Below are 23,764 nucleotides of genomic sequence, written 5' to 3' on the forward strand. Positions count from 1 at the left end.
TTGTTGCTTAGCCCTTCTTAGCTGAAGACTTTACTTCAGGTGCTGCAAGTTCCGGGTGGTTCAAGTCAAATGCAGGCGACTCAGAACGCACACGAGGAATTGAGGTGAAGTTGTGACGAGGGAACGGAGTTCCGGTTGCCCACTCAAGTGAACGTCCATAACCCCATGGGTCATTCAAGGTAGTCTTTTCGCCCTTGCGAGCGGTGATGTAAACGTTCCACAGGAACGGAATGATTGATAGCGCCAGCAATGCCGAACCTACGGTAGAAACTTGGTTCATCCAAGTGAAACCGTCTTCAGGCAGGTAGGTTGCGTAGCGACGCGGCATACCAATTACACCAAGCCAGTGCTGAATCAAGAATGTGACGTGGAAACCTAGGAACAGCAACCAGAACTGAATCTTGCCGAGACGCTCGTTAAGCATCTTTCCGGTCATCTTTGGGTACCAGAAGTAGATTCCCGCAAACATTGCGAACACCACGGTTCCAAACACTACGTAGTGGAAGTGCGCAACCACGAAGTAGCTATCTGATAGGGCGAAGTCAAGGGGAGGTGAAGCCAAGATAACACCGGTCAATCCACCAAAGATAAAGGTGGTCAAGAAACCTAGTGAGTAAAGCATCGGTGTTTCGAAAGTAACCGATCCCTTCCACAACGTTCCAATCCAGTTGAATACCTTCACACCGGTTGGAATCGCAATCAACATCGTGGTGAACGCGAAGAACGGCAATAGCACTGAGCCGGTCACGTACATGTGGTGAGCCCACACGGTCATTGACAGCGCTGCAATTGCGATGGTTGCGTAAACCAAAGTTTTGTAACCAAAGATTGGTTTGCGGCTGAATACCGGGAGAATTTCTGAAACGATGCCAAAGAACGGCAACGCCAAAATGTAAACCTCTGGGTGACCGAAGAACCAGAACAGGTGCTGCCAAAGCATTGGGCCACCGTTCGCTGGATCAAAAATGTGTGCACCAAAGCGACGATCCGCACCCAGAGCGAACAACGCCGCTGCAAAAGGTGGGAAACACATGATTACCAAAATTGAGGTAACCAAAGTGTTCCAGGTAAAAATAGGCAAACGGAACATGGTCATACCAGGGGCACGCATGGTGAGGATCGTGGTGATGAAGTTAACGCCACCCATGATGGTTCCAAAACCGCTCAAGGCCAAACCAAAGACCCAAAGATCTCCACCTAAACCGGGTGAAAACGTGGTGTTCGAGAGCGGTGCGTAGGCAAACCAACCAAAGCTCGCCGCGCCCTGAGGGGTGAAGAAACCGGCAACGGCTACGAATGAGCCGAAGAAGTAGAACCAGTAAGCAATTGCGTTCAAGCGAGGGAAAGCCACATCTGGCGCACCGATTTGCACAGGCATCAAAATGTTGGCGAACGCTGCAAACAGCGGGGTCGCGAACATCAGCAGCATGATTGTGCCGTGCATTGTGAACAGCTGGTTGTACTGCTCTTTGGTCTGAACAATTTCAAGTCCAGGTGCAGTTAACTGCGCGCGAATAACCAGAGCCATCACACCACCGATGAGGAAGTACATGAATGAGGTGATCAGGTACAGGTAGCCGATCTTCTTGTGATCGGTCGTGGTGATCCAGTCAACCAGAATCTGGCCTTTGGTCTTCTTAGAAGTTCCGTAGGTTGACTTGCTTGCGGTAGCGGTAGCCATCGTGATTATCCTCTGATTTCTGGGTTGTCACCCGGAAGGTTTTGGTTTCGGTCGTACTTGTTGTCAAGCTGACCCACGTTGCCCGCCGCAGCGAGAGCTGCTAGATGTGCATCGTATTCAGCCTGCGAAACTACCTTGACGTTGAACAACATCATTGAGTGGAATTCACCACAAAGTTCGGCACACTTACCCTTGTAAGTCCCCTCCACCTGCGGTGTGAAATACATGTGGTTGGTGCGACCCGGAAACATGTCCTTCTTGTAAAGGAAGTCAATTACCCAGAATGAGTGGATAACGTCGCGGGATGAAAGATCCAATTTCACCGACTTGTTTACAGGTAGGTAAAGGGTCGGCAAGGCTGCCTCGGAGCCCAACTCGCCGTCAAACTGTGACTGGATTCCAGAGTCGTATACGTTGCCGTCAACGTAGTTGAAGTCCCAGCTCCACTGCTTGGCGATGACCTGAATGGTCACGTCTGGGTTTGCATTTGGCTCTTGAATAGCGGCCATGTCGCGAGCTGTGAAGGCAAAGAATCCAATGGTGATAATCAGCGGAACGACGGTAAACATCGTTTCAATCGGGTTGTTGTAGCGCAGCTGAGGCGGCAACCCGGTCTCGCCCTTGCGGCGACGGTAGACGATTACCGCGTAAAACATGAGCCCCCAGGCAATCAGGCCAATGCCCCAAAGGACAATCCAGGAGGTGGTCCAGAGTCCAGTGATTCGATCGGTGTGATTGGTCACGCCAGGCACGCCAGGCAAGAAGCCACGGCTAAATTCCTGTTGAGAACAACCACTTAGTAGCAACATCAAAGATGCTGCCACGGGCAAAACTGCCCACTTGAGACCACGCTTTTTTAGCACAATCGACCCTTCAGATATCGAATCGTTACCCCTCTATCCTACGCTTCAAGATTGCTGGAAAGTGCCATAAAACACACTAACTAGGCGGTTTTTAATGCGAAAAAGCCCGGTTCGTGGATCAAAAACCGGGCTTTTTCAAAAATTATTTCTAGTTTTAGCTGAAGGAATCTCCACATGCACAAGAACCGGCAGCATTTGGATTGTCAATGGTGAATCCTTGCTTTTGGATGGTGTCCTCAAAATCGATTGAAGCTCCGTCTAGGTACGGCACGCTCATCTTGTCGACGACCACTTCTACCCCGTCAAATTCCTTGACTACGTCACCCTCGGCTAGTTGTTCGTCGAAGTAAAGCTGGTAGATCAGGCCTGAGCAGCCACCTGGCTGAACAGCCACGCGAAGGCGCAGATCGTCGCGCCCTTCGGCCTCAATCAAGGTGCGGACCTTGAGCTGAGCCTGTTCGGTCAGAGTTACTCCATTGTCAAGAGTCGACTCATTTACAACCTGTGTCATAACTGACCCCTTTCTGGTGGCAATTGTTACTTAAAGCCTAACTTACTGGGCCTCAATGGCATTCCCCGAAACCAGCAATAGCGCCTCCGCGACCATAGCCTTCTTGAGCATGCCTAAGTGAACTGATTCATTTGGACTGTGTGCCCTGGAATCTGGATCCTCAACGCCAGTGACCAGTATTTGAGCTCCCGGAAAGACCTGGGTCAGGTCGGCGATGAACGGAATTGACCCGCCGATGCCGATATTTACCGATTTTGTTCCCCAAGCCGCAGCCAGAGCCTGCTCGGCCAATGATTTGGCCCATCCCCCGGAATCCGCGGAAAAAGGCCGGCCGAGCTCGGCCTCTCCATAGGCAATGGTTGCCCCAAATGGCAAATTGGCCTCCAGATGAGCTTTCAAAAGCGCCAGCGCCTGCTCAGGCTCTTCGCCGGGGGCGATTCTGAGGCTGATTTTGGCCCGAACGCTGGGCAACATGGTATTCGAGGACAAAGCCACGGATTGGGCATCGATCCCGATTACGGTAAGCGCCGGCTGGGTCCAAATTTTGTCAAGAATACTGCCGGTGCCAATCTGGGTCGTTCCACTCAGAAGTCCCGCATCGGTGCGTAATTGGTCTTCGGAATACGGCAGTTCATCGGCTTTGCCGTGCTTCAGGCCCGCAATGGCAACGCTGCCAGCTTCATCGTGCAAACTTGCCAGCAATTTGATTGTTGCCATCATGGCGTCTGGCACCGCACCGCCGTACATCCCAGAGTGCAGGGCATGATCCAGAGTTGAGACCTCAATCACCTGAGAAACCAGACCGCGCAACGTAGTGGTGAGGGCTGGAACGTCAACGGTCCAATTGCCCGAGTCAGCCACGACGATTACGTCGGCGGCTAGGTCTGACTGGTTTTCCTCTAGGAAGTTTCTAAAAGTGGGTGAACCGGCCTCTTCCTCACCCTCGATAAAGAGGGTGAGACCCAAATCAAAGTCATTTCCACAGATGTCTCGCAGCGTTTCAATCGCTGCCAGGTGCGCCACAATTCCGGCTTTATCGTCTGCCGCTCCGCGACCGTAAAGTCTGCCGTTCTTCTCAACCGGCTCAAAGGGGCTGCTATGCCATACCTGTTCGTCACCTGGTGGCTGCACGTCGTGGTGTGCGTAAAGCAAAATATGCGGCTTGCCATTTTTCGCCCCGCGCTTGGCGACAATTGCCGGAGCACCTACTTTGCCGTGCGCCTGGGACCTGCGGATTTCAACAAACTCAAAAATTCCGGTGTCGCTGAAAAGTTTTTCCACAGCCTGAGCACCTCGCTCTAACTCACCAGCATCAAACGCGTCCCAAGCAATTCCTGGTATTTTTGCCAACTCGATCAACGTATCTTTGTATCCGTCAAAGTGAACATCCAACCGGGTCTGTGCTTCGGCTAGGTGCCGCTGAGCGGAATTTTGCGAGGTCATACGAGTAATCTATAGGTCTAGACCAAACTTCCGAGGAAACTTTTATGACTGAACAAGATTCAAAATCAACCGGTAAGGGTCGCGCTACGCCATCGCGCAAGCAGCAGGAGGCGGCAAACATAAGACCGCTGGTTGGCAACAAATCTCCTGAGGCCAAAAAGGCAGATAAGGCTCGAATTCGCGAAGAGCGCCTAAAGGCCAGAAACGGAATGGCCGCCGGAGAAGAGAAATATCTTGGGGCCCGCGACCGTGGACCACAGCGCAAATTTGTGCGCAACTATGTTGACTCAAGATTCTCGCTCGGTGAATTGATGATGCCTGCTTTGTTAGTTGTGATTCTGATTTCAGCAATCGACTCTTACGTTGTTCAATTAGCCACGCTGCTTACTATGTGGACCCTATTCATTGGAGTCGCCGTAAACGGCTGGATTCTTGGACGCGGAGCAGTGAAGGCACTGGAAGCAAAGTATGGCGCCAGTAAAGTTGAATCTGGTCTGAAGTGGTACGCGGGTATGCGTTCGATACAAATGCGTGCAATGAGATTGCCTAAACCCCAGGTAAAGCGCGGCACAAAAGTCGCCCCATAACTGTTGAGCTAAATCAAAAACCCTCCGAAGTATCGGAGGGTTTGTTGTTCACTTTTTCGAAAAATGTTTGTTGATTTTGCGTGCCCAAAGCGGACCCTGATAGATCCAGCCAGTGTAGCCCTGTACCAGAGTCGCTCCGTTGGCAATTCGCTCAGAAGCTTCTGCCGGTGTCTCTATTCCACCAACCGACACGATTGCGGCACGGCCATTCATTCGCGCGTTCAACAAGCGAAGCACTTCTAAGGATCGTTGCTTGAGCGGAGCTCCTGACAATCCGCCGGCACCCGCAGCTTCCACTTTTGAGCGATTGGTCTTTAGGTTCTCTCGGCTAATTGTGGTGTTGGTGGCGATTACGCCGGCGAGGCCCAGGTCCAGAGCCAAATCTGCAACCGCTGCGATGTCTGCATTCGCCAAATCAGGAGCGATTTTCACCAAAACCGGTGTGCCCTTTGCCTCTTCCAACACCGCGGTCAGAATCGGTTCAAGTGCTTTGACCGATTGCAAGGATCTTAATCCCGGTGTGTTTGGTGAGGAAACATTCACAGCTAGATAATCGGCATGTGGAGCAAGCAGTCGAGCGCTTTGACGGTAATCCTCGTGGGCCAATTCAACGTCTACTATTTTCGACTTGCCAATATTTACGCCGATAATCGGCAACTTTGTGCCGTGTTTTTCTCGAAGAAACTCAAGTCGATTTGCAATGACTTCAGCACCCTGATTATTGAAACCCATTCGATTGACCAGTGCTCGATCTGGAATCAGCCGAAACAAACGAGGTTTTTCATTTCCTCCTTGAGCGATAGCGGTGACCGTTCCAATCTCAACGTGAGAAAAACCAAGTTCCCCCAGCGCCTTTATAGCCACCGCGTTTTTGTCAAAACCAGCTGCTAATCCAAACGGAGCATCAAAGTGCAAACCAAAAGCCTGAACCGAGGCATAGGCACTGGGTCTTAATTTGGCAAGCTTCGTCAAACCAATTGCTCCCGCGAATCGAATTGCAAACATAACCAAGTGGTGAGCCTGCTCTGCATCCATTCGCGAAAAGACGAGTTTGAAAATTATTCGATAAAGCAAAGAGTTAATCCCTTGTTAGAAGAGTGGCGCCTGACCAGGTTCAGTTGTTTGAGTCTTGAGCTGGTTGAACTTTATTTGCCTCACGCACATCGCGACCCACTCGCAAAACGTTAATTGCGGCTTCAAAATCTTCTAGGGTTTCCCAACCTTGATAAACACTGGCAAATCGCATAAACGCAACTTCATCAAGTTTGCGCAGTGGCTCCAGAATTGCCAGGCCAATGTCGTTCGACTCAATCTGAGCGGCGCCCGTGGCCCGAACTGCCTCTTCAACAGTTTGAGCAAGCAACGCCAAGTCCGCCTCGGAGACCGGTCTACCCTGACATGCCTTGCGCACACCAGCGACGATGCGATCACGACTGAACGGTTGGGTCACGCCGCTTCGCTTGACGACGGTCAAGCTGGCTGTCTCTGTGGTGCTAAAGCGCATGTTGCACTCTGGGCACTGACGACGACGACGAATCGATGCGCCGTCATCAGAGGTTCTAGAGTCAGTAACTCTTGAATCTGGGTAGCGGCAAAAAGGACAGAACATTCTGGAAAGGCTCCTAGATGTTGATTGTTTTTCAATTCTAGGCCCTACCCCTAGTAGGCCAAGGGAAATTGAAGGCTATTTGAACCGATATCTAGGCTTCAAAACGAGCAGTCACTGCCTCGCCGTGAGCCGGCAAACCCTCTGCCTCAGAAAAGTCTTTGACCAAATTGGCCACAGCCGCAAGCCCCTTTTTGTCATAGTCGATTACCTGCTGTGGCCTGAGGAAACTGTGCACACCCAGCCCCGAGCCAAACTTGGCCTGCTGACCGGTTGGCAATACGTGTGAAGAGCCGGCGAGGTAATCGCCAAGGCTGACCGGTGAGTACTCCCCCATGAATATTGCGCCGGCATTGGTAATTCTTTGCAACACCGCCTGATTGTCTTGGGTGTGTAATTCCAGGTGCTCGGTGGCGTAGAAATTTGTGAAAGCTATGCCAGCATCAAGGTTGTCAACCAAGACAACGGCCGACTGTTGACCCTGTAAAGCGGTCCGCACTCGATCGGAACTTGCGGTTGCCGAAACCAAATCGCCAAGTTCGTTGATAACGGCATTTGCTAATTCAACCGAATCGGTGACCAACACTGCCGCGGCCGCTTCATCATGCTCCGCCTGACTCACTAAGTCGTACGCAATAAATCTGGCATTGGCCGAGGAATCGGCCAACACCAGGATTTCGGTGGTGCCGGCCTCAGAGTCAATGCCAATGGTTCCACGAAGTGCTCGCTTTGCTGCAGCCACATAGATGTTTCCCGGACCGGTGACCAGATTCACCGGCGCAAAATCAATTTGTGGCAGGCCATAGGCGAAGGCCGCTACCGCTGCAGGCCCACCCATGCAGTAAACGTCTTCAACGCCAAGCAATGCAGCGGTTGCCAGCACAGTTGGATGCGGACGGCCTGAGCAAGCCTTTTGAGCTGGCGAAGCAACGGCGAGTCGCTCAACACCTGCCACCTGGGCGGGCACAACATTCATAATCACACTTGATGGATAAACCGCTTTGCCACCGGGAACGTACAAACCTACCGATTCAACCGGCTGCCAGCGCTGATGCACGGTGGCCCCGTCAGACAACCGGACTGAGGATGATTGAGGCATGTTGGCTCGAGAAACCTTGAAAACACGTTCGATCGATTCTTCGATTGCTTTTCGAAGGCTTGGGTCAAGATGTGCCAGGGCTGCGGCAAGCTCCTGAGCGGAAACCTTAAGCGGTCTTGGGTCAACTCCATCACGCTCAGTGGTAACTCTGACGATGGCATCTTGGCCAGTGAGGCGAACGTCCTCAAGTAAGGGAATGATTTCCTCGACAGCTTTGGTTATATCAACGGCGGCACGAGGCACAGCTGAGTTCGCAGAGATGGAGTCAAATTCTTTGGCACGCAGGTCAACGATGCGCAAGTTCACTGCGACACTCATAACTTGCCTCCAAAGTAGTTTTATGTAGCAATTCTAGAGCCGGCGCTACTTACCGGTAGCCTAGACATCAGTTCATTCAAAGAAAAAGAGTCATGGAAAATTTTGCAGTAGAAAAAGAACCTACCCAGGCCCTTAGAGCAACCTTTAGATTGCACGCCTCTGGAGTATCGGTGATCACGCTTTTGGATGCTGAGGGCAAGCCCGCCGGTTTCACCGCTACTTCAATGACATCGCTCGGGGCGAATCCCCCGCTGGCCAGCTTTAACGTTGCACGTGGATCGAGCACCTGGCCAAGCTTGCTGGCCGGAAAGCATGTGGCGATTCACACCCTGGGTGAACGAAACCTTGAGCTTGCTCAGCGCATGGCAGCGGACCACACGCTTAGGTTCTCAAAAAACGACTGGCAAATTGGACCTTTTGGTGTTCCGGTATTCACCGATGCGACCTCGGTGTTGATTGGCAAGATTAGAGAGATTCACGACGTAGAGAACAATGCGGTGATTATCGTAGATGTTATCGAGGGGCTTTTGGGACTAGAGGCACCTGCGTTGCTTTACTACCAGCGCCACTACATGACCCCTGGAAAATCTCTCAACTAATTACTCGCAACCAAAGTGACTTGTTGGCAAAGCCTAAGTCAAGCATTTAGCTCCAAGCAGAACTTTCAACTCTCCATAGAGCTCAGTTGAAATTTTCACCTTGGGCTGCAGCTTAAACAGACGCTCCGTGGAATCACCGACAAGTTTTACGTGCACCTCTTCTGTGCCGGCGTGAACGCGAAGGATGCGATCTAATTCCTCGAGAACCTCGCGAGTTGCCTCAGCCTCTGGGACACGGACGACAATTGGCCCACGAATAAAGTCAGCGCCGCCCTCGATGGTTTCAATTGAATATGCGCGCAGACTGTTTCCGTCATCACGCTGAGAAATGCTTCCGCGGATCATGACCACTTGATCGGCTTCCAAGTTTCTGGCGTACTCCTGATAAGTCTTGCCCATCAGCATGACCTGAATCTCGCCCTCAAAATCCTCAACAGTGACTGCAGCGTATGGATTACCGGATTGACGCGCAACCTTATGAAGCACTTGGGTAACTAGACCAGCAATGATTACCGTCTCGCCATCCTGCAGTGACTCGCTAGATGAAATTTCACCAATAGATATTTGCGCGTATCGGGCCAGTTGTTCCTCGCGGCCGGCCAAGGGGTGATCGCTAACGTACAGACCCAACATGTCACGTTCGTAAGCCAACTTTTCCTTTTTTGGCCACTCTGGGCGGTCTGGAACTGACCCGGCAAATGAGCTGTCTGCCATGGCATCATCAAACAACGAACCGAATAGGTCAACCTGACCCACGGCCTCGTTCTTCTTGAGCGAAGCCTGAGACTCAACAGCTTCTTCCGAAATTTCCGCGAGTGATCTTCGAGTGTGTCCAAGCGAGTCAAAGGCTCCCGCCTTAATAAGCGATTCGATCACGCGCTTCGAGCAAACGATGCCAGGCACTTTTCTCAGGAAATCGTGGAAAGAGGTGAAGTTTCCCTTTTCTTCGCGAGTTCGCTTGATTGCATCAACTACGTTGAGTCCCACGTTGCGAACGGCCCCCAACCCAAAACGAATGTCTTTTCCTACCGCGCTGAATTCAGCAATCGATTCGTTCACATCGGGCGCCAAAACCTTAATTCCCATGCGACGACATTCGCTCAGGTAAATTCCCAACTTGTCTTTTGAATCACCAACTGAGGTGAGCAGGGCTGCCATGTACTCGGCTGGGTAATTTGCTTTCAGGTATGCCGTCCAATAAGACAGAACTCCATAAGCTGCACTGTGGGCTCGGTTGAATGCGTAGTCGGCAAATGGGAGCAGGGTGTCCCAGAGAGCTTTGACGGCTGCATCGGAATACCCGTTGGCCTTCATGCCTTCCGAGAAACCTTGATACTGACGATCGAGTTCGTCTTTATCTTTTTTACCCATCGCCCGACGCAATAGATCTGCCTTGCCAAGAGTGAAGCCGGCCGCTTTTTGAGCAGCGGCCATAACCTGCTCTTGGTAAACAATCAATCCATAGGTTGGATCAAGCACTTCAGATAACGAGTCAGAAAGCTCTGGATGCACCGAGTCAACGGCCTGTAGGCCATTCTTTCTGAGTGCATAGTTGGTGTGAGAATTCATACCCATTGGACCAGGTCGATACAAGGCAATTACCGCAGAGATGTGCTCGAAGAGTGTGGGCTTCAGAAGACGCAACAGAGAGCGCATGGCGTTTCCATCTAGCTGAAAGACGCCAAGGGTGTCGCCACGAGACAACAATTCAAAGGTTGCCTGGTCGGAATCCAAGTCAAGTTCCTCAAGCACAACTGTTTCACCACGGTTGGACTTGATGTTGGCTAGCGTGTCATCAAGTACGGTTAGGTTTCGCAGACCCAAGAAATCCATCTTCAACAGTCCAAGTTTTTCACAGGGCGGCTGATCAAACTGAGTGATGATGGCACCGTCATCTTCGCGCTTCATTATCGGTATTACATCAATCAGCGGCTCAGCAGACATGATCACACCAGCAGCATGCACACCCCACTGACGCTTGAGTGATTCCAGGCCTTGGGCCAATTCAAAAACTTTTGCCGAATCATCGTCGTTTTCAATCAGTTCGCGAAAGTCGGCTGCCTCTTTATAGCGTTCTGATTTTTTGTCTATCAAGTCATTTAGCGCAATGTCACGGCCCAGCACCATGGGCGGCATGGCTTTGGTTAGTTTCTCGCCAACCGCATATGGCATAGCTAAGACTCGACCGGCATCTTTTAACGCCTGCTTGGCCTTGATGGTTCCAAAGGTAACAATCTGAGCAACTCGATCGTCGCCATACTTTTCGGAAACGTATCGAATAACTTCACCGCGGCGACGATCATCGAAATCAACATCGATATCTGGCATCGAGACGCGCTCTGGATTTAGAAAACGTTCAAAAATCAGACCGTGCTTTATCGGATCTAGTTCGGTAATGCCAAGCGCGTAAGCCACGATAGATCCCGCTGCAGATCCACGACCAGGGCCGACGCGAATTCCTTGTGCTCGAGCCCAGGCGATGAAGTCGGCAACTACCAAGAAGTAGCCAGGGAATCCCATTTGCTCGATAACTTCAACTTCGTAGGAAACCTGTTTAGCTTGAGCCTCCGGTATCTGGCCTTTGTAGCGACGCTGCATTCCAGCCGCAACTTCCTGCTCGAACCAGGATGCTTCTGTGTGCCCCTCTGGAACCGGAAAGCGTGGCATGAGTTCCCGCTCTTTGAATTCAACGTTGCAACGTTCTGCAATCAATAGGGTGCTATCGCAGGCTTCAGGATTATCGGGAAACAAGGCCCTCATCTGGGCCGGAGTCTTGAGGTAAAACTCTTGTGAGTCAAATTTGAATCTTGTTGGATCCACCAGTGTTGAACCAGATTGCACACACAGCAATGCTTCGTGTGCGGCGGCATCTCCGGCGTGAGTGTAGTGAAGGTCATTGGTTGCCAACAACGGCATGTTTAGTTCTTTTGCTAACTTCAAGAGGTCAGCCATGGCACGTCGCTCGATGTCGAGCCCATGATCCATGATTTCGGCAAAGAAATTTTCCTTACCAAAAATATCTTGGAATTCTCCGGCAGCCTTTTTTGCTTCCTCGTACTGACCCAGACGAAGACGGGTTTGAATCTCTCCCGAAGCACACCCGGTAGTGGCGATGATTCCCTTGCCATATGTCTGCAATAGCTCACGGTCCATGCGTGGTTTGAAATAAAAACCATCAAGCCAAGCTTTTGATGACATCCGGAAAAGGTTGTACATGCCATCGGTGTTTTCCGCAAACATGGTCATGTGGGTAAAAGCACCGCCGCCGGAAATATCATCTTCACCGCCATTGCCCCATCGAACTCGGCTGCGATCCTGCCTTGGGGTGCCCGGTGACAGGTAGGCCTCGATGCCGATGATTGGTTTGATGCCAGCGGATTTTGCGGTTTTGTAAAAATCGAAAGCGCCAAAATTGTTTCCGTGGTCACTAATGCCGATAGCGGGCATCCCCTGCTCCACAGCGGCTTCAATCAGTGGTTTTACTCGCGCAGCACCATCGAGCATCGAATACTCGGTGTGAACATGAAGGTGGACGAATGAGTCTGACTCAGATGCAGCATCGCTCATCGCGAAGACCTTCCTGTTACTGTGGGACCGAACCTAAAATTCAGATTGGGCGGAAGACCAGACTACCCTCGCAAGACCTCGAGCGCGTGCAGCAACTCAGCTGGGTATTCGCTTGAAAATTCAACTGGCTCACCGGTGGTTGGATGCTCAAAACTTAATCGCATGGCGTGTAGCCACTGCCGATCTAGGCCGACTCTGGCGGCAAGAGTGGGGTCAGCGCCGTACATTGTGTCTCCCACCAATGGGTGACGAAACGCAGAAAAATGAACTCGAATTTGATGAGTGCGCCCGGTCTCTAGAACAATTTCAACCAACGAAGCAGCCTTCATGGCCTCAAGTGTTTTGTAATGGGTCACCGAGTGTTTTCCGTCATTCATCACTGCAAATTTGAATTCCGCCTTTGGATGGCGACCAATCGGTGCATCGAAAGTTCCCGCGAGTGGGTCGGCCAGTCCTTGAATAACTGCGTGATAAACCTTATGTACTTTTCGATCCCGAAACGCTTGCTTCAACCTGGAGTAGGCCAGCTCAGATTTTGCCAGGGTCATAAGCCCGCTGGTACCAACATCCAGTCGTTGCACAATGCCCTGGCGTTCCTGCGCGCCACTGGTTGCGATTTGAACACCAAGAGCCAAAAGGCAACCCGGAACCGTTGGACCATCCCAGCCGACCGAAGGATGCGCTGCGACGCCCGCGGGTTTATCAACCACAATTATGTCTTCGTCTTGATAGACAATCTTGAAGCCCTCAACCAGTGAAGGCACTATCTCAAGATTGTTGACCACTTCTGGGAAGGTGACCTCTAAGACAGCTCCGTCTATCAACCGATCTGACTTTGAAATTACTTTTCCATTTTGTAAAACGTGTCCATCCGTGAGCAGTTCGGCGGCGGCAGACCTTGAAATCCCCATGAGCCTGGCCAAACCTGCGTCTGCGCGGTCCCCGGCTAATCCACTTGGAACTGGAAGTAACTTTTGCTCACTCATTCACTGACTCGTTTGCGGCCAATTTGGTCCCCGCGCAAGACTCTAATTACAGAAATCGAACAGATAAAGAAAATCGCCATATCTGCAACGTTGAAAATTGGAAAATTGAGTGGAATTTGAATGTAGTCAACAACGTGGCCAATAGCGAAACCCGGTTCCCGAAGGTACCGGTCAATCAGGTTTCCGGAAACGCCACCCAGCAATACGCCCGCCATGATTGCCCATCCGGTGGTTTCAATTTTGCGACTAAACCAAAGTAGGACGAGCACAGCCACCGATGAAATTATGGTGAATATCCAGGTTGCCCCGAAGCCGATTGAAAATGCAGCTGAGTCGTTGTAGACAAGATTAAGTCGCACCATACTGCCGATGAAATCTATCGGTGCGCCTTCCTCAAGTTTCAAAATTAGGTAATTCTTCAGGAACTGATCCAGAGCAATCACGGTAAATGCGCAAGCAAAAAACCAGATCAAGCGAACTCCAAGCTGTTTAGAAATTGTCAATTACTTAGTCGATGATGTTAGTTATTGGATGTAAAGCCATTGGGATCGTAACCGCCCTGGGCACCAAAGTTGTAGCCGCTGTCGATGGCGTTACTAGGCCTCTCGGTCGGAGCAGTGGTTGCCTCTTCAAGGTCGGCGAGCTGGTTTTCAATGTAGGCCTTTAGTTTCAAACGATACTCGCGTTCAAAACTTCTCAACTCCTGGATGCGGTGCTCGATCAAAGCCTTTTCTTGCTCTAGGCGACTCATGTCTGCGCGCTGCTGAGCCTCTGCTTCTCGAACTACACGCGCTGCAGTTGCGTGGCCTTCGGCAATAAGCGCGTCGCGCTTGGCTAGGCCTTCGCGAACGTGTTCCTCGTGAAGTTTGCGAGCCAACTGAAGCAAGTTATTGGTGTTGCTGGTGTCAAGGGTTGAAGGGTCCTGGGTTGCCTCAGGGAACGCACTAACGGCCGATGGCGCAATTGAAGGAGCAAGTGCACTCTCGGCAGTTGGGCTGTTTATTTCAGCCACAAGTCCTGCACCGCTGCGCTGTAGTTCTGCGATTCTAGACTCAGAAGCCAACAAGCGCTGACGAAGGTCTTCGTTCTCTTGGGTTAGTCTTCTGAGCTCAACAACGATCTCATCGAGAAAGTCATCGACTTCATCCTGATCGTAGCCTTCGCGAAACTTGGTTGGCTGGAATCTCTTATTGACTACGTCTTCTGGAGTCAATGGCATATTCTTACCTCTTTTATGTCCTTGGCCGGTGGGGATTCGGCTACAGAGGAAAGGTTACCTCTTTTGGGATTATTTATTTTGAGTAAGCAGTAAAATGTGGTCAGAGCCGTCTTTATGCGACCGAAAGCACGATTCGCTGAAGGAAGAAAATAGCAAAAACCAAGGCTGTCCAGCCCAAATCCAATTGAATCGCCCCCAATCGGATCGGAGGAATTACTTTTCGAATCGCCTTCAGGGGCGGGTCTGTAACCGTCATCACAATCTCTACAACTGGCAGCAGTAACCCCGATGGGCGCCAGGATCGGTTGACCGATAAGGCCAAATCAATAAAGAGTCGGGCCACCAGAGCAAAGAAATAGACCTGGAGCACCCACCAAATTGCGATTGCTACCAGGCCCATGACTTAAGTGGTTAAAAAATTACGGACGGACTAGAAGGTCGTCAGTTGGCTCGGTTTCATCATCCTCGTTGTTCACGGCAACGTGGCTTGGCGAAAGCAGGAAAACCTTTGGGGTGACTCGCTTGAGGTGACCCTCAAGGCCTTCCTTGAGGCCGAGCATAAAGTCCAACATCCGGCGTGAATCAAGTTCAGACATTTCGCCCATGTTTACGATTACGGGGATACCCAGACGGTAGTTGGCGGCAACTTCCGGAGCCTCTGAGTAAGAGCGTGGCTCAATCGTGTAAATCTCATTAACTTCTGAGACTCCACGACGTGGGCGCATCGTTGCCACACGCGCAACTGGGCGTGCCTCGCTTGCCGAAGCGGCAACTGGTCGTGGTGGAAGCGCTTCACTTTCATCGGCCAGACCAAGCCAACCTGAAACCTGTGAAATTAGACCTGCCATTTTTATCCTCCTGCGGACTCTTACTAGACCAGAATATGGCTAATTTTGGCGTTTTCCGGTAATTGCACTGCCGACTCGCAAGTGTGTCGCGCCAAAGGATATTGCCGCTTCAAAGTCTTCAGACATGCCAGCCGAGATGAATTTTGCCGTCGGCGCGATTCTAGTCAATGACTCACTTGCCTTAAGAATGGTCTCGAAGTCAACCTCGGGGGCACGTTCCAATGAGGCAACTCCCATGACACCAAGTAAATTCAAGTTCTTGATAGCCAGCACCTGCTCGGCGAATGGCTCAAGGTGCTTAGGCTCAATACCGCCTCGGCCTGGATCATCGGTGAGGTTTAGTTGAATGAATACATCCAGCGGATCTGAGCGCTCTGCGACGGCCTTGATGATTGCGTCAAGCAGGGATTGGCGATCTACAGAGTGGATGACACTTGAATAAGAAAGCGCCGAACGGACTTTATTGCTCTGCAGTTGGCCAATAAAGTGCCACTTGTAGTCAAAGTCCTTCGAGGCAACCAGCTCGGCCACCTGTGCCGCTTTGGGCTTAGCCTCTTGATCACGATTCTCACCAAAAGCTCGGACTCCCAAATTCAAAAGTTCCACCACTAGCTGAGCGGGATGGTTTTTTGAAACTACGATGAGCTCAATCTCTGAACGATCACGGCCGGCACTAGCTGCGGCAATCGAAATTCGCGATTCAACCTCGGCTAAACGTTGCCCTAAAGAACTCACGGATAGCGTTCAGAAATTTATCGAAGAAAGTCTGGGATGTCGAGGTCATCGCCCCAGGTGCCGTCGGCAGACTGAAACTTTGTGCCGTCGGCAGACTGAAACTTTGTGCCGTCGGCAGACTGTAACTTTGCTGGTTCCCCACTTTTGGCGTTATCAGCTTCTTCCTCTGCCTCTGCATGAGTCTCTGGTTCAGATGCCGAGTCAGAGTAGTAGGAGTTGACTGCAGCAACATCAATCGATTCAGTTGCTGGAACCGCTGAATCTCCAAACCATGAGGTGCTCGTTGCCGCTGCTACAGGAGCGGCTGCGGCAACAGGTTCCGCGAACGGCTTGCGCTCAACTTTACGAACCTTGGGCAATCCCCCATCAAAGCCAGCGGCGATGACGGTGATGCGAACCTCGTCGCCAAGAGTGTCGTCAATTGTGGTTCCGTAAATAATGTTTGCTTCCGGGCTGACGGCTTCTTGGACCAATCTGGCGGCCTCATCAATTTCGTGAAGGCCAAGGTCAGAGGCTCCTTGAACCAATAGAAGAACACCGTGCGCTCCGTCAATGCTCGCTTCAAGTAGCGGGCTAGAAACGGCTAGCTCAGCGGCTCGTACAGCTCGGTCTTCACCCTTTGCGGTTCCAATACCCATCAGTGCAGAACCAGCGCCCTTCATTACTGACTTTACGTCAGCGAAGTCCAGGTTGATTAGTCCAGGAGTGGTGATTAGATCGGTGATGCCTTGGACACCAGCGCGCAATACATCATCAGCGGTTGCAAATGCTTCTACAACAGAAACGGACTTGTTTACCAATTCCAAGAGTCTTTGGTTTGGCACCACGATTAAGGTGTCAACTTCACCGCGAAGAATTTCGATTCCAGCTTCAGCTTGTTGTGCGCGACGCTTACCCTCAAATCCAAATGGGCGTGTCACCACACCTACGGTTAGCGCGTCAAGTTGCTTTGCGATTCGGGCCACAACTGGAGCAGCACCAGTGCCAGTTCCGCCGCCCTCACCGGCAGTTACGAAGATCATGTCTGCGCCGCGAAGAGCTGCTTCAATTTCATCCGAGTGATCCTCGGCTGCGCGACGACCAATTTCTGGATCGGCGCCAGCACCCAGACCTCGGGTTAGGTCACGTCCAATGTCTAACTTGACGTGTGCCTCACTCATTAGAAGCGCCTGGGCATCGGTGTTGATTGCAACAAATTCGACACCGCGAAGGCCGGCATCAATCATGCGGTTCAGTGCGTTAACACCGCCGCCGCCAACGCCTACAACCTTTATCACCGCAAGGTAGTTCTGGTTCAGACCCACGATATTCCTCCGCATTCACTTTTGTTGCTTCAATGCACGGTGCTAAAGGTTAAACCTCAGCATGAGGCTTATAGTTCGGCCCGTTTATTACCGTGCGCGAAAAAAATAAGCCGTTACGGCCTTGGATGATTGGATGTTGGCAGGTGTGTCTAAAAGTTTCCGTAGCGCACCACTGGTGCGTTTGGGCTGGACACATCAAAGGTCACGCGATCGGTTTTTTTCTGATTTGCAATTAGAGCATCGAGCACTCTGGATTTGAGAACAGAATCAGAACCATCACCCCAGATAATCCGCTGGCCTGAATATCCGCGAAGCCTGAGCGTGACATCATCTTTGGATTTTGCGTCAATTTCTGCGACCCGCGAAAGTAATTCTGCAGGCAACGCCATAAGCACTTCTATCGCCGCTTTGAACTGCGGAGATTTTTCAGGCACTCCAGTGATTTGAATTGTGGGCAATTTTTCGTAGCCATTTGAAATTCCAATTCGCACGCCCGCCGGATCATAAAGATAATCGGTGCCACTCACGGCGATGATGCCGATTGGTTGACGCTCTGTTATTTGAATTCTCAGGGTATGTGGCGGGAGACTAATTATTGAGAAGCTTTCAATCAGTGGAAACGCCTTTAGCGCACTTGTGATCTCTGCACCGCTAACCGTTGGCAACGGTTTACCTATCTGGCTGGTTAGTGCATTAACGATTGACTTCTCTTTGAGCCTCTTTGCGCCGGTGACCTCTATTTTTTCTACAGCTAATAACGGTGTGAAAATAGTTGACAGAACGAGCAGCAGCAAAGAAGCAATTGAGGCAATAGAGACTCCAAATGCAATCCGTCGCCTTCTGGATGCGGCCGTGAATCTTTTTATTTCCGGCGATAACTTTGAAAGAGCCGGATTGCGCTTTTCCGATTTACGAATATTGAGTAAGCGCTTGCTCTGGGTCTTCAAAGCCTTTTTGGGTGCGGATTTCGCTTGCTGCTTTGGCGCTCTTTTGGATTTTGAAGCGGGTGCACTCGGCAACCCGGATAAACTCCGGGCCACTGGTTTTGATTGCGGCCGCTTCAATTACTGCTCAAGCGCCTCTAGCAATTCAGGAACCATTCGATAGATATCTCCACAACCCATGGTCATGATGAAGTCACCCTCACCTGCTAATTTGGCGCTGACCGCAGGAACATCATTCCAATCAGGAACATAATGCACCTTTGATTTATCCTTGAAAGCATCTGAAACAAGTGCTCCGGTAACTCCTGGCTCTGGGTCTTCTCGCGCAGCATAGATGTCTAGCACCACAACTTGATCGGATGCCGAGAGAGCCTCAGCAAATTCTTTTGCCATTAGTCTCGTGCGGCTGTAAAGGTGCGGTTGAAAAACCGTGATTATCTTTCCCCGACCGACTACCGCCCTTGCAGCTTTGATGGCGGCTGCGACCTCCGTTGGGTGGTGGGCAAAATCGTCATAAACAGCAACACCCCTGCGTTCACCATGAAGTTCGAATCGTCTCTGCGTGCCAGCAAAAGTTGCAATTGCCGCAAGTGACTTCTCAGGCTCAAATCCAAGACCAACCAGAACTGCAAATGCACCGGCCGCATTTACTGCATTGTGCTCGCCTGGAACATTCAAAATTGCCGAGTAGTTCTGGCCCTCAAACGAAATCTGAAAAGATACTTTTGGCCCGGAGGCGTCTATGTGGTGCAGGCGAACCTCAGCGTCATCAGCTTGGCCAAAACGAATTACCATGTGATCTTTGATGAGGCGCGAGACTCGAACCGCACCGGGGTCATCTGAACTAATAGCGATAAATTGCTTCGCCCCCTGGGCAAATCTGGCAAACTCTGCCTCAAAAGCTTCTTCGCTGCCATAGTGATCCAAATGATCTGCGTCAACATTTGTGATTAACGCCACCGAAGTGTCGTAGTGCAAGAAAGATCCATCTGATTCATCCGCTTCAATTACAAACAAATCGCCTGATCCACTTGCCGATGACGCGTTAAGTGAAGCAATCACCCCACCATTTACGAAACTTGGGTCCTCGCCTAATGCAAGCAACCCCGTGATGATCATTCCGGTGCTTGTGGTTTTACCGTGTGCACCAGCAACAGCAATTACCTGACGTTTAGAAGTTAAATAGGCAAGCGCCTGAGAACGATGGATTACTGGAATTCCCTTTTTCTTGGCCAGTAAGTACTCCGGATTAGTTGGCCAAAGCGCCGAGGTTACTACGACGGTGTCTGGGTTACCTAAGTGGGCCTCGTCATGACCAATAAAAATCTCTGCGCCAAGTTCCCTTAGGGTCGCGACGTTATCGGTGTCACGAAGATCACTGCCGGTGACCTGATGTCCCATGCCAATCAAAATTCTTGCGATGCCGCTCATTCCGGAACCACCGATGCCGATGAAATGAACTTTTCCAAGTTCCTTGGGCACCGCTTGCGAGAAATCTGGCTTGATCATTGCTTTCCTAACATTCACCTAGAAGACTAGGGTGAATCACGATTACGAGTTCTTTACAACACACCTTGAACGAGCTTGAAGAGGCGGTCCGTGCCGTCCGCAATTCCGTACTCTTTTGCCGCAGCACTCATCTGTCCTAAAAGCTTTGTATTTGAAATCAAGGGAACAAGCTTTTCAGCAACATACTGAGCAGTGAATTCGTGGTCGGCAACCAGTACTCCCCCGCCAGCCGAAACTAGTTCACTAACATTGAGTTTCTGTTCACCGTTTCCTACTGGATAGGGAACATAGATGGCCGGTAAACCAACGGCTGCAAATTCCGAAACCGTTGATGCTCCCGCTCGAGCCACAGCAAAATCACTAGCTGCAATTGCCAACTCCATCTGATCGCAATATTTAATTCTTTTGTAATCATCATCCGAGATTTCATCGAACTCTGACTTTCCACCAACGATATGCAAAACCTGAATGCCAGCCGCTTTCAGCACATTGCGCGATTCATCAATGGTCTGGTTGATTGTTTTGGCCCCAAGGGAGCCTCCGGTAACCAACAAGGTGATGGTTTTAGGATCCAACCCAAAGTGCTTGCGTGCCATAGACTTGTCTGCGACTCTCGCGACTTCTTCGATTTCTTTGCGGAGCGGCATTCCTACAAACTCTGCATTCTTCAACTTGGTGTTTTTGAAAGCCACCCCAGTTGCCGCGGCAAACTTATTGCCAAGTTTGTTAGCCCAGCCGGGCAAGGCGTTTGCCTCGTGCACTACCACGGGAATTCCCAGTTTCTTGGCCGCAAGATAGGCAGGCGCACTGGCGTAACCACCGAAACCAACGACGACATCAATTTGTTTCTCGCGGAGAATGCGTTCACAGGCTCGGACCGCAGCCAAGAAGGCACCGATAAACCGAAACGCGTATCGATTGATTTTTCTTGGAAAAGGCAGCCTGTCAATGGTTATTAACTCGTAACCGCGCTCAGGGACTAGCTGTTGTTCCAGGCCCTCAACTGTGCCAAGAGCAAAAATGTGGTGCAAAGCGGAATCGGCGCGAATGGCATCGGCCAAGGCCAACAGTGGATTTACATGCCCTGCGGTTCCACCGCCAGCCAATAAATAATTGGTCATCGCTTTGACCTTTGCGTTGGTACAGAGCGAGTTGCAACCGACCTTAAATTGCTGCGCGAACTGGAAGAACCGCGATTTGGGTTGGCGTGGTTTTCACGCTCAATAGCTAAGACAACTCCGATTGCGGTGAGCGCTGAAATGAGCGATGAACCTCCGGCTGAAATTAGCGGCAGCGGAACGCCCAGTACTGGCAAAAGGCGAAGCACAACGGCTATGTTCACCAAGGCCTGGAACACTAACCAGAGCATCACCGAAACCACAACTATGCGACTGAAAAAATCCTGAGTTCGCTGCATGATTCGAAGTAATGAGAAGGCTAATACGACAAACAGCGCAATAACCACGAGTGCACCGATCAACCCCAATTCCTCAGCGATAACCGCAAAGATAAAGTCGTTTTCAACCTCAGGGATCCAACTCCACTTCATCTTGGATTCTCCAAGCCCGGCGCCAAATATGCGACCAGCGGCGATTGCCCACATGCCATGTTCAGCTTGCCAGTTGTAGTCCAACGGATCTGGAGCACTCGGGTTCAACCACGCAGTGATTCGGCCCATGCGAGAGGAACTACCCATTAGTGCCATTGGGATCAGGACCAAAAGAGCGATACCAACATTTCGCATTATCAAAGTTGGCATGCCGGCCAGGGCGAGCATACCCATGAAGGCAATCAGCATGATCACCACGGTGCCAAGGTCTCGACCAATCATGACCAGAACCATTGCCAAACCAACCATGGCTACGGCTTGGTACCAGGTTCTTGGTTCATCGAAATTATTTTGCTGACGCGCCAAATAGGCGGCCACGTGAAGAATTACAGCAATCTTCAAAAACTCGGAAGGCTGAAGCGAGAACAATCCAAAAACATCAATCCAGTTTCGGTTTCCGTTGATGTCCTTTCCGATGAAAAAGACCGCTAGCTGAACCACCATTGTGATGGCAAAAAATGCTTTGGCCTTGGAGCGAATGAAATTTACTGGCAGCAGCGAAACGATGGAAAGAGAAAGCAAACCAATTATTGCGAAGCCAAATTGCTTAAGAAAAACCCAAAGCGAATTGCTGTTGGCTACCAAGGAGTCAATCGAAGAGGCAGAAAGAACCATGACCACACCAAAAGCCACCAAAAAAAGTGTGACGCCGAGCAGTCGATAAAATTCGACCGATTGAGCGCGGAAAATGCGATCAAACCAAACCTGAATTTGTTGAGCTCCTTGAGAAGACAGCGCTTGAGCATCTACGCTCTTCTTTACGCGTTTAGACATTCGGGGCTCTGATGTTTTTTTTAGCCTAGGACCAAGTGAGCTTGCAGATTTAGCAGATGACTGCGCTTGTCTGGCTCGCTCCGCTGGAGATAACTTTGCCATCAGATCTGCTCCATTTGAATTCTGACCTGATCGGCAAACTGATTGCCGCGGTCCGCGTAGTCCCGAAATTGATCCATGGATGCCGCAGCTGGCGCCAACAAAACTACATCCCCCGGTTTTGCAGAATTCTTTGCCGCTTTGACTGCATCATGCATCACTTGATCGGAATCACTAATTTCGATGATCTGGCATTCTGGGGCATTAGCTGCAAGCGACTCTAAGACTGGCTGCCTATCCTTGCCAATAACAATTGCTGTTGAAAATCTCGAAGAATATTTTTGAATAACTTCAGAAAGGTCCACACCTTTTAATAGGCCACCGACTATCCAGACAACTCTTTCAAAAGAGTTGAGCGATGCCGAGGCTGCGTGTGGATTCGTAGCCTTTGAGTCATCGATCCATCGAACTCCACCGTATTCGCCCACAAGTTCGATTCGATGTGCGTCGAGTCGAAATTCGATTAGTGCCTGTCGTATTTCCGCTGGCTGGATTCCGAATGACCTTGCTAGCGCGGTGGCAGCGGCTGCATTTGCCATTAGATGCGGGGTCAGAACGCCAATATTTGAAAGATCTTCAAGCGTTGCAATTTCCAGCGCGCTGTTTGCCCGATCATCTAAGAACGCTCGATCGCAAAGTAAATCTTCAACAAAGCCAACCTGAGAGCGACCGGGCAAACCGGTGGTAAACCCGATTGCTCTGGCGCCCTCAAGAACATCTGCGTTTTCGACCATTTTTTCAGTGGCCAAGTCGTTAATGTTGTAAACGCAGGCAAATTTGGTGTTCTCGTAGATTTTGGCCTTGGCATCAGCATAGGCCTGAAAACTTCCGTGCCAGTCCAGATGATCATCTGCAAGGTTTAGCACTGCACTAGCAAAAGGCTCAATATGTTTTACATAGTGCAACTGGAAACTAGAAAGCTCCACTACCAAAACATCAAAACCCTCGGGGTCGCGTATCGCGTCCAAAATTGGGGTGCCAATATTGCCACAAGATGCAACTCGAAACCCGCCTTTGCGAATCATCGCCTCCACCATTTGGACCGTCGTGGTTTTACCGTTGGTACCAGTTACCGCAATCCATTCAGCAACTTTTGAAGTTTTATCGCGAAGTCGCCAAGCCAGCTCAATGTCTACCCAAATCGGAATGCTCCCCCGGGCCGCCCAATCAATCAACACGTGATCGGGCTTTAACCCCGGAGACGTGACTACAAGCTCAGGTTTGAACTCAATTAAGCCTTGAGGTACCCCGGAGGCATCTTCACCAACGATGTGTTCAACACCGATAACATCCAGGATGTCAATGAGCTCCTCATCGGCCGTTTCGGCAACAACCATTACTTTGCAGCCCAACTCGGCGAGAGAATCAGCAACCGAAAAGCCAGTAACTCCTAGGCCCAAAACGACAACCCTAAGGTCACGCCAATTTGCGTTCCAGCTGTGCAGGTGCTCTAGGTCTTTCAT

The 23,764-nt window shown here is 50.8% G+C and carries 22 protein-coding genes; 2 read left to right on the forward strand and 20 right to left on the reverse strand.

The window, feature by feature from the left end; genetic code table 11:
• Positions 1–7: 7 nt before the first annotated feature.
• The 4 genes from ctaD to RHOLA_RS04195 all read right to left on the reverse strand — a co-directional run bounded on the left by ctaD (position 8) and on the right by RHOLA_RS04195 (position 4,498).
• A complete protein-coding gene (gene ctaD, locus RHOLA_RS04180; protein WP_038502546.1) occupies positions 8–1,681 on the reverse strand; it encodes an aa3-type cytochrome oxidase subunit I in 1,674 nt (557 codons plus the stop codon).
• 5 nt (positions 1,682–1,686) lie between these two features.
• Positions 1,687–2,544: an aa3-type cytochrome oxidase subunit II gene (gene ctaC, locus RHOLA_RS04185; RefSeq protein WP_038502548.1), complete on the reverse strand. Its 858-nt coding sequence runs from the start codon at positions 2,542–2,544 to the stop codon at positions 1,687–1,689.
• Between the two features lie 154 nt (positions 2,545–2,698).
• On the reverse strand, positions 2,699–3,055 hold the full coding sequence (gene erpA, locus RHOLA_RS04190; protein ID WP_038502550.1) for an iron-sulfur cluster insertion protein ErpA: 357 nt from the start codon (positions 3,053–3,055) through the stop codon (positions 2,699–2,701).
• Positions 3,056–3,097: 42 nt separating this feature from the next.
• Complete coding sequence (locus tag RHOLA_RS04195; protein ID WP_051636262.1) at positions 3,098–4,498, reverse strand: dipeptidase; 1,401 nt, start codon at positions 4,496–4,498, stop codon at positions 3,098–3,100.
• Between the two features lie 44 nt (positions 4,499–4,542).
• On the opposite strand from RHOLA_RS04195, the gene RHOLA_RS04200 reads away from it, so the two are divergent.
• A complete protein-coding gene (locus tag RHOLA_RS04200) occupies positions 4,543–5,085 on the forward strand; it encodes a DUF3043 domain-containing protein (RefSeq protein ID WP_038502553.1) in 543 nt (180 codons plus the stop codon).
• A gap of 48 nt (positions 5,086–5,133) precedes the next feature.
• Here RHOLA_RS04200 and RHOLA_RS04205 read toward each other — a convergent pair whose 3' ends face one another.
• The 3 genes from RHOLA_RS04205 to hisD form a co-directional block, all read right to left on the reverse strand.
• Entirely contained in the window at positions 5,134–6,159 is a 1,026-nt protein-coding gene (locus RHOLA_RS04205; RefSeq protein WP_038502555.1) for a quinone-dependent dihydroorotate dehydrogenase, read from the reverse strand.
• 40 nt (positions 6,160–6,199) lie between these two features.
• Positions 6,200–6,694: a transcriptional regulator NrdR gene (gene nrdR / locus RHOLA_RS04210; protein WP_038502557.1), complete on the reverse strand. Its 495-nt coding sequence runs from the start codon at positions 6,692–6,694 to the stop codon at positions 6,200–6,202.
• Positions 6,695–6,785: 91 nt separating this feature from the next.
• Positions 6,786–8,108 carry a histidinol dehydrogenase gene (gene hisD / locus RHOLA_RS04215; RefSeq protein ID WP_096334818.1) on the reverse strand — a complete coding sequence of 441 codons (1,323 nt, stop codon included), beginning with the start codon at positions 8,106–8,108 and terminating at the stop codon, positions 6,786–6,788.
• A gap of 92 nt (positions 8,109–8,200) precedes the next feature.
• Between hisD and RHOLA_RS04220 the strand changes: the two genes are divergently transcribed.
• A complete protein-coding gene (locus tag RHOLA_RS04220) occupies positions 8,201–8,707 on the forward strand; it encodes a flavin reductase family protein (protein ID WP_038502560.1) in 507 nt (168 codons plus the stop codon).
• A gap of 33 nt (positions 8,708–8,740) precedes the next feature.
• On the opposite strand, the gene dnaE is transcribed toward RHOLA_RS04220, so the two are convergent.
• The 13 genes from dnaE to murD all read right to left on the reverse strand — a co-directional run bounded on the left by dnaE (position 8,741) and on the right by murD (position 23,764).
• Complete coding sequence (dnaE, locus tag RHOLA_RS04225; protein WP_038502562.1) at positions 8,741–12,274, reverse strand: DNA polymerase III subunit alpha; 3,534 nt, start codon at positions 12,272–12,274, stop codon at positions 8,741–8,743.
• 62 nt (positions 12,275–12,336) lie between these two features.
• On the reverse strand, positions 12,337–13,260 hold the full coding sequence (locus RHOLA_RS04230; RefSeq protein ID WP_038502565.1) for an RluA family pseudouridine synthase: 924 nt from the start codon (positions 13,258–13,260) through the stop codon (positions 12,337–12,339).
• Entirely contained in the window at positions 13,257–13,763 is a 507-nt protein-coding gene (locus tag RHOLA_RS04235; protein ID WP_084321387.1) for a signal peptidase II, read from the reverse strand. The genes RHOLA_RS04230 and RHOLA_RS04235 overlap by 4 nt, the downstream gene beginning before the upstream one ends.
• A 17-nt stretch (positions 13,764–13,780) precedes the next feature.
• Complete coding sequence (locus tag RHOLA_RS04240; RefSeq protein WP_084321390.1) at positions 13,781–14,479, reverse strand: DivIVA domain-containing protein; 699 nt, start codon at positions 14,477–14,479, stop codon at positions 13,781–13,783.
• A 112-nt stretch (positions 14,480–14,591) separates the two neighbouring features.
• Complete coding sequence (locus RHOLA_RS04245; RefSeq protein WP_038502567.1) at positions 14,592–14,879, reverse strand: YggT family protein; 288 nt, start codon at positions 14,877–14,879, stop codon at positions 14,592–14,594.
• A gap of 19 nt (positions 14,880–14,898) precedes the next feature.
• Positions 14,899–15,327, reverse strand: a complete 429-nt coding sequence (locus tag RHOLA_RS04250) for a cell division protein SepF (RefSeq protein WP_038502569.1) — start codon at positions 15,325–15,327, stop codon at positions 14,899–14,901.
• A 39-nt stretch (positions 15,328–15,366) separates the two neighbouring features.
• A complete protein-coding gene (locus tag RHOLA_RS04255; RefSeq protein ID WP_038502571.1) occupies positions 15,367–16,062 on the reverse strand; it encodes a YggS family pyridoxal phosphate-dependent enzyme in 696 nt (231 codons plus the stop codon).
• Positions 16,063–16,079: 17 nt separating this feature from the next.
• Entirely contained in the window at positions 16,080–17,366 is a 1,287-nt protein-coding gene (gene ftsZ / locus RHOLA_RS04260; protein ID WP_227818764.1) for a cell division protein FtsZ, read from the reverse strand.
• A gap of 149 nt (positions 17,367–17,515) precedes the next feature.
• On the reverse strand, positions 17,516–18,313 hold the full coding sequence (locus tag RHOLA_RS07230) for an FtsQ-type POTRA domain-containing protein (RefSeq protein WP_158384499.1): 798 nt from the start codon (positions 18,311–18,313) through the stop codon (positions 17,516–17,518).
• A 117-nt stretch (positions 18,314–18,430) separates the two neighbouring features.
• A complete protein-coding gene (gene murC / locus RHOLA_RS04270; RefSeq protein WP_038502576.1) occupies positions 18,431–19,819 on the reverse strand; it encodes a UDP-N-acetylmuramate--L-alanine ligase in 1,389 nt (462 codons plus the stop codon).
• 53 nt (positions 19,820–19,872) lie between these two features.
• Positions 19,873–20,940, reverse strand: a complete 1,068-nt coding sequence (gene murG, locus RHOLA_RS04275; protein ID WP_038502579.1) for an undecaprenyldiphospho-muramoylpentapeptide beta-N-acetylglucosaminyltransferase — start codon at positions 20,938–20,940, stop codon at positions 19,873–19,875.
• Positions 20,937–22,202: an FtsW/RodA/SpoVE family cell cycle protein gene (locus RHOLA_RS04280; protein WP_038503972.1), complete on the reverse strand. Its 1,266-nt coding sequence runs from the start codon at positions 22,200–22,202 to the stop codon at positions 20,937–20,939. Before RHOLA_RS04280 ends, murG begins: the two co-directional genes overlap by 4 nt.
• 101 nt (positions 22,203–22,303) lie before the next feature.
• Positions 22,304–23,764, reverse strand: coding sequence for a UDP-N-acetylmuramoyl-L-alanine--D-glutamate ligase (gene murD, locus RHOLA_RS04285; RefSeq protein WP_038502582.1), 1,461 nt, complete (start codon positions 23,762–23,764; stop codon positions 22,304–22,306).

It is taken from the genome of Rhodoluna lacicola (genome assembly GCF_000699505.1).
In the GTDB taxonomy this organism is placed as follows: domain Bacteria; phylum Actinomycetota; class Actinomycetes; order Actinomycetales; family Microbacteriaceae; genus Rhodoluna; species Rhodoluna lacicola.

Bases quoted from the DNA above. Each gene is read 5' to 3' on its own strand.
- hisD (WP_096334818.1), bottom strand. From the start codon at position 8,108: ATGAGTGTCGCAGTGAACTTGCGCATCGTTGACCTGCGTGCCAAAGAA.
- murC (WP_038502576.1), bottom strand. From the start codon at position 19,819: ATGATCAAGCCAGATTTCTCGCAAGCGGTGCCCAAGGAACTTGGAAAA.
- nrdR (WP_038502557.1), bottom strand. From the start codon at position 6,694: ATGTTCTGTCCTTTTTGCCGCTACCCAGATTCAAGAGTTACTGACTCT.
- RHOLA_RS04200 (WP_038502553.1), top strand. From the start codon at position 4,543: ATGACTGAACAAGATTCAAAATCAACCGGTAAGGGTCGCGCTACGCCA.
- RHOLA_RS04240 (WP_084321390.1), bottom strand. From the start codon at position 14,479: ATGCCATTGACTCCAGAAGACGTAGTCAATAAGAGATTCCAGCCAACC.
- murG (WP_038502579.1), bottom strand. From the start codon at position 20,940: ATGACCAATTATTTATTGGCTGGCGGTGGAACCGCAGGGCATGTAAAT.
- murD (WP_038502582.1), bottom strand. From the start codon at position 23,764: ATGAAAGACCTAGAGCACCTGCACAGCTGGAACGCAAATTGGCGTGAC.
- ctaD (WP_038502546.1), bottom strand. From the start codon at position 1,681: ATGGCTACCGCTACCGCAAGCAAGTCAACCTACGGAACTTCTAAGAAG.
- RHOLA_RS04250 (WP_038502569.1), bottom strand. From the start codon at position 15,327: ATGGCAGGTCTAATTTCACAGGTTTCAGGTTGGCTTGGTCTGGCCGAT.
- erpA (WP_038502550.1), bottom strand. From the start codon at position 3,055: ATGACACAGGTTGTAAATGAGTCGACTCTTGACAATGGAGTAACTCTG.
- RHOLA_RS04195 (WP_051636262.1), bottom strand. From the start codon at position 4,498: ATGACCTCGCAAAATTCCGCTCAGCGGCACCTAGCCGAAGCACAGACC.
- RHOLA_RS04245 (WP_038502567.1), bottom strand. From the start codon at position 14,879: ATGGGCCTGGTAGCAATCGCAATTTGGTGGGTGCTCCAGGTCTATTTC.
- RHOLA_RS04230 (WP_038502565.1), bottom strand. From the start codon at position 13,260: ATGAGTGAGCAAAAGTTACTTCCAGTTCCAAGTGGATTAGCCGGGGAC.
- dnaE (WP_038502562.1), bottom strand. From the start codon at position 12,274: ATGAGCGATGCTGCATCTGAGTCAGACTCATTCGTCCACCTTCATGTT.
- RHOLA_RS04280 (WP_038503972.1), bottom strand. From the start codon at position 22,202: ATGTCTAAACGCGTAAAGAAGAGCGTAGATGCTCAAGCGCTGTCTTCT.
- RHOLA_RS04220 (WP_038502560.1), top strand. From the start codon at position 8,201: ATGGAAAATTTTGCAGTAGAAAAAGAACCTACCCAGGCCCTTAGAGCA.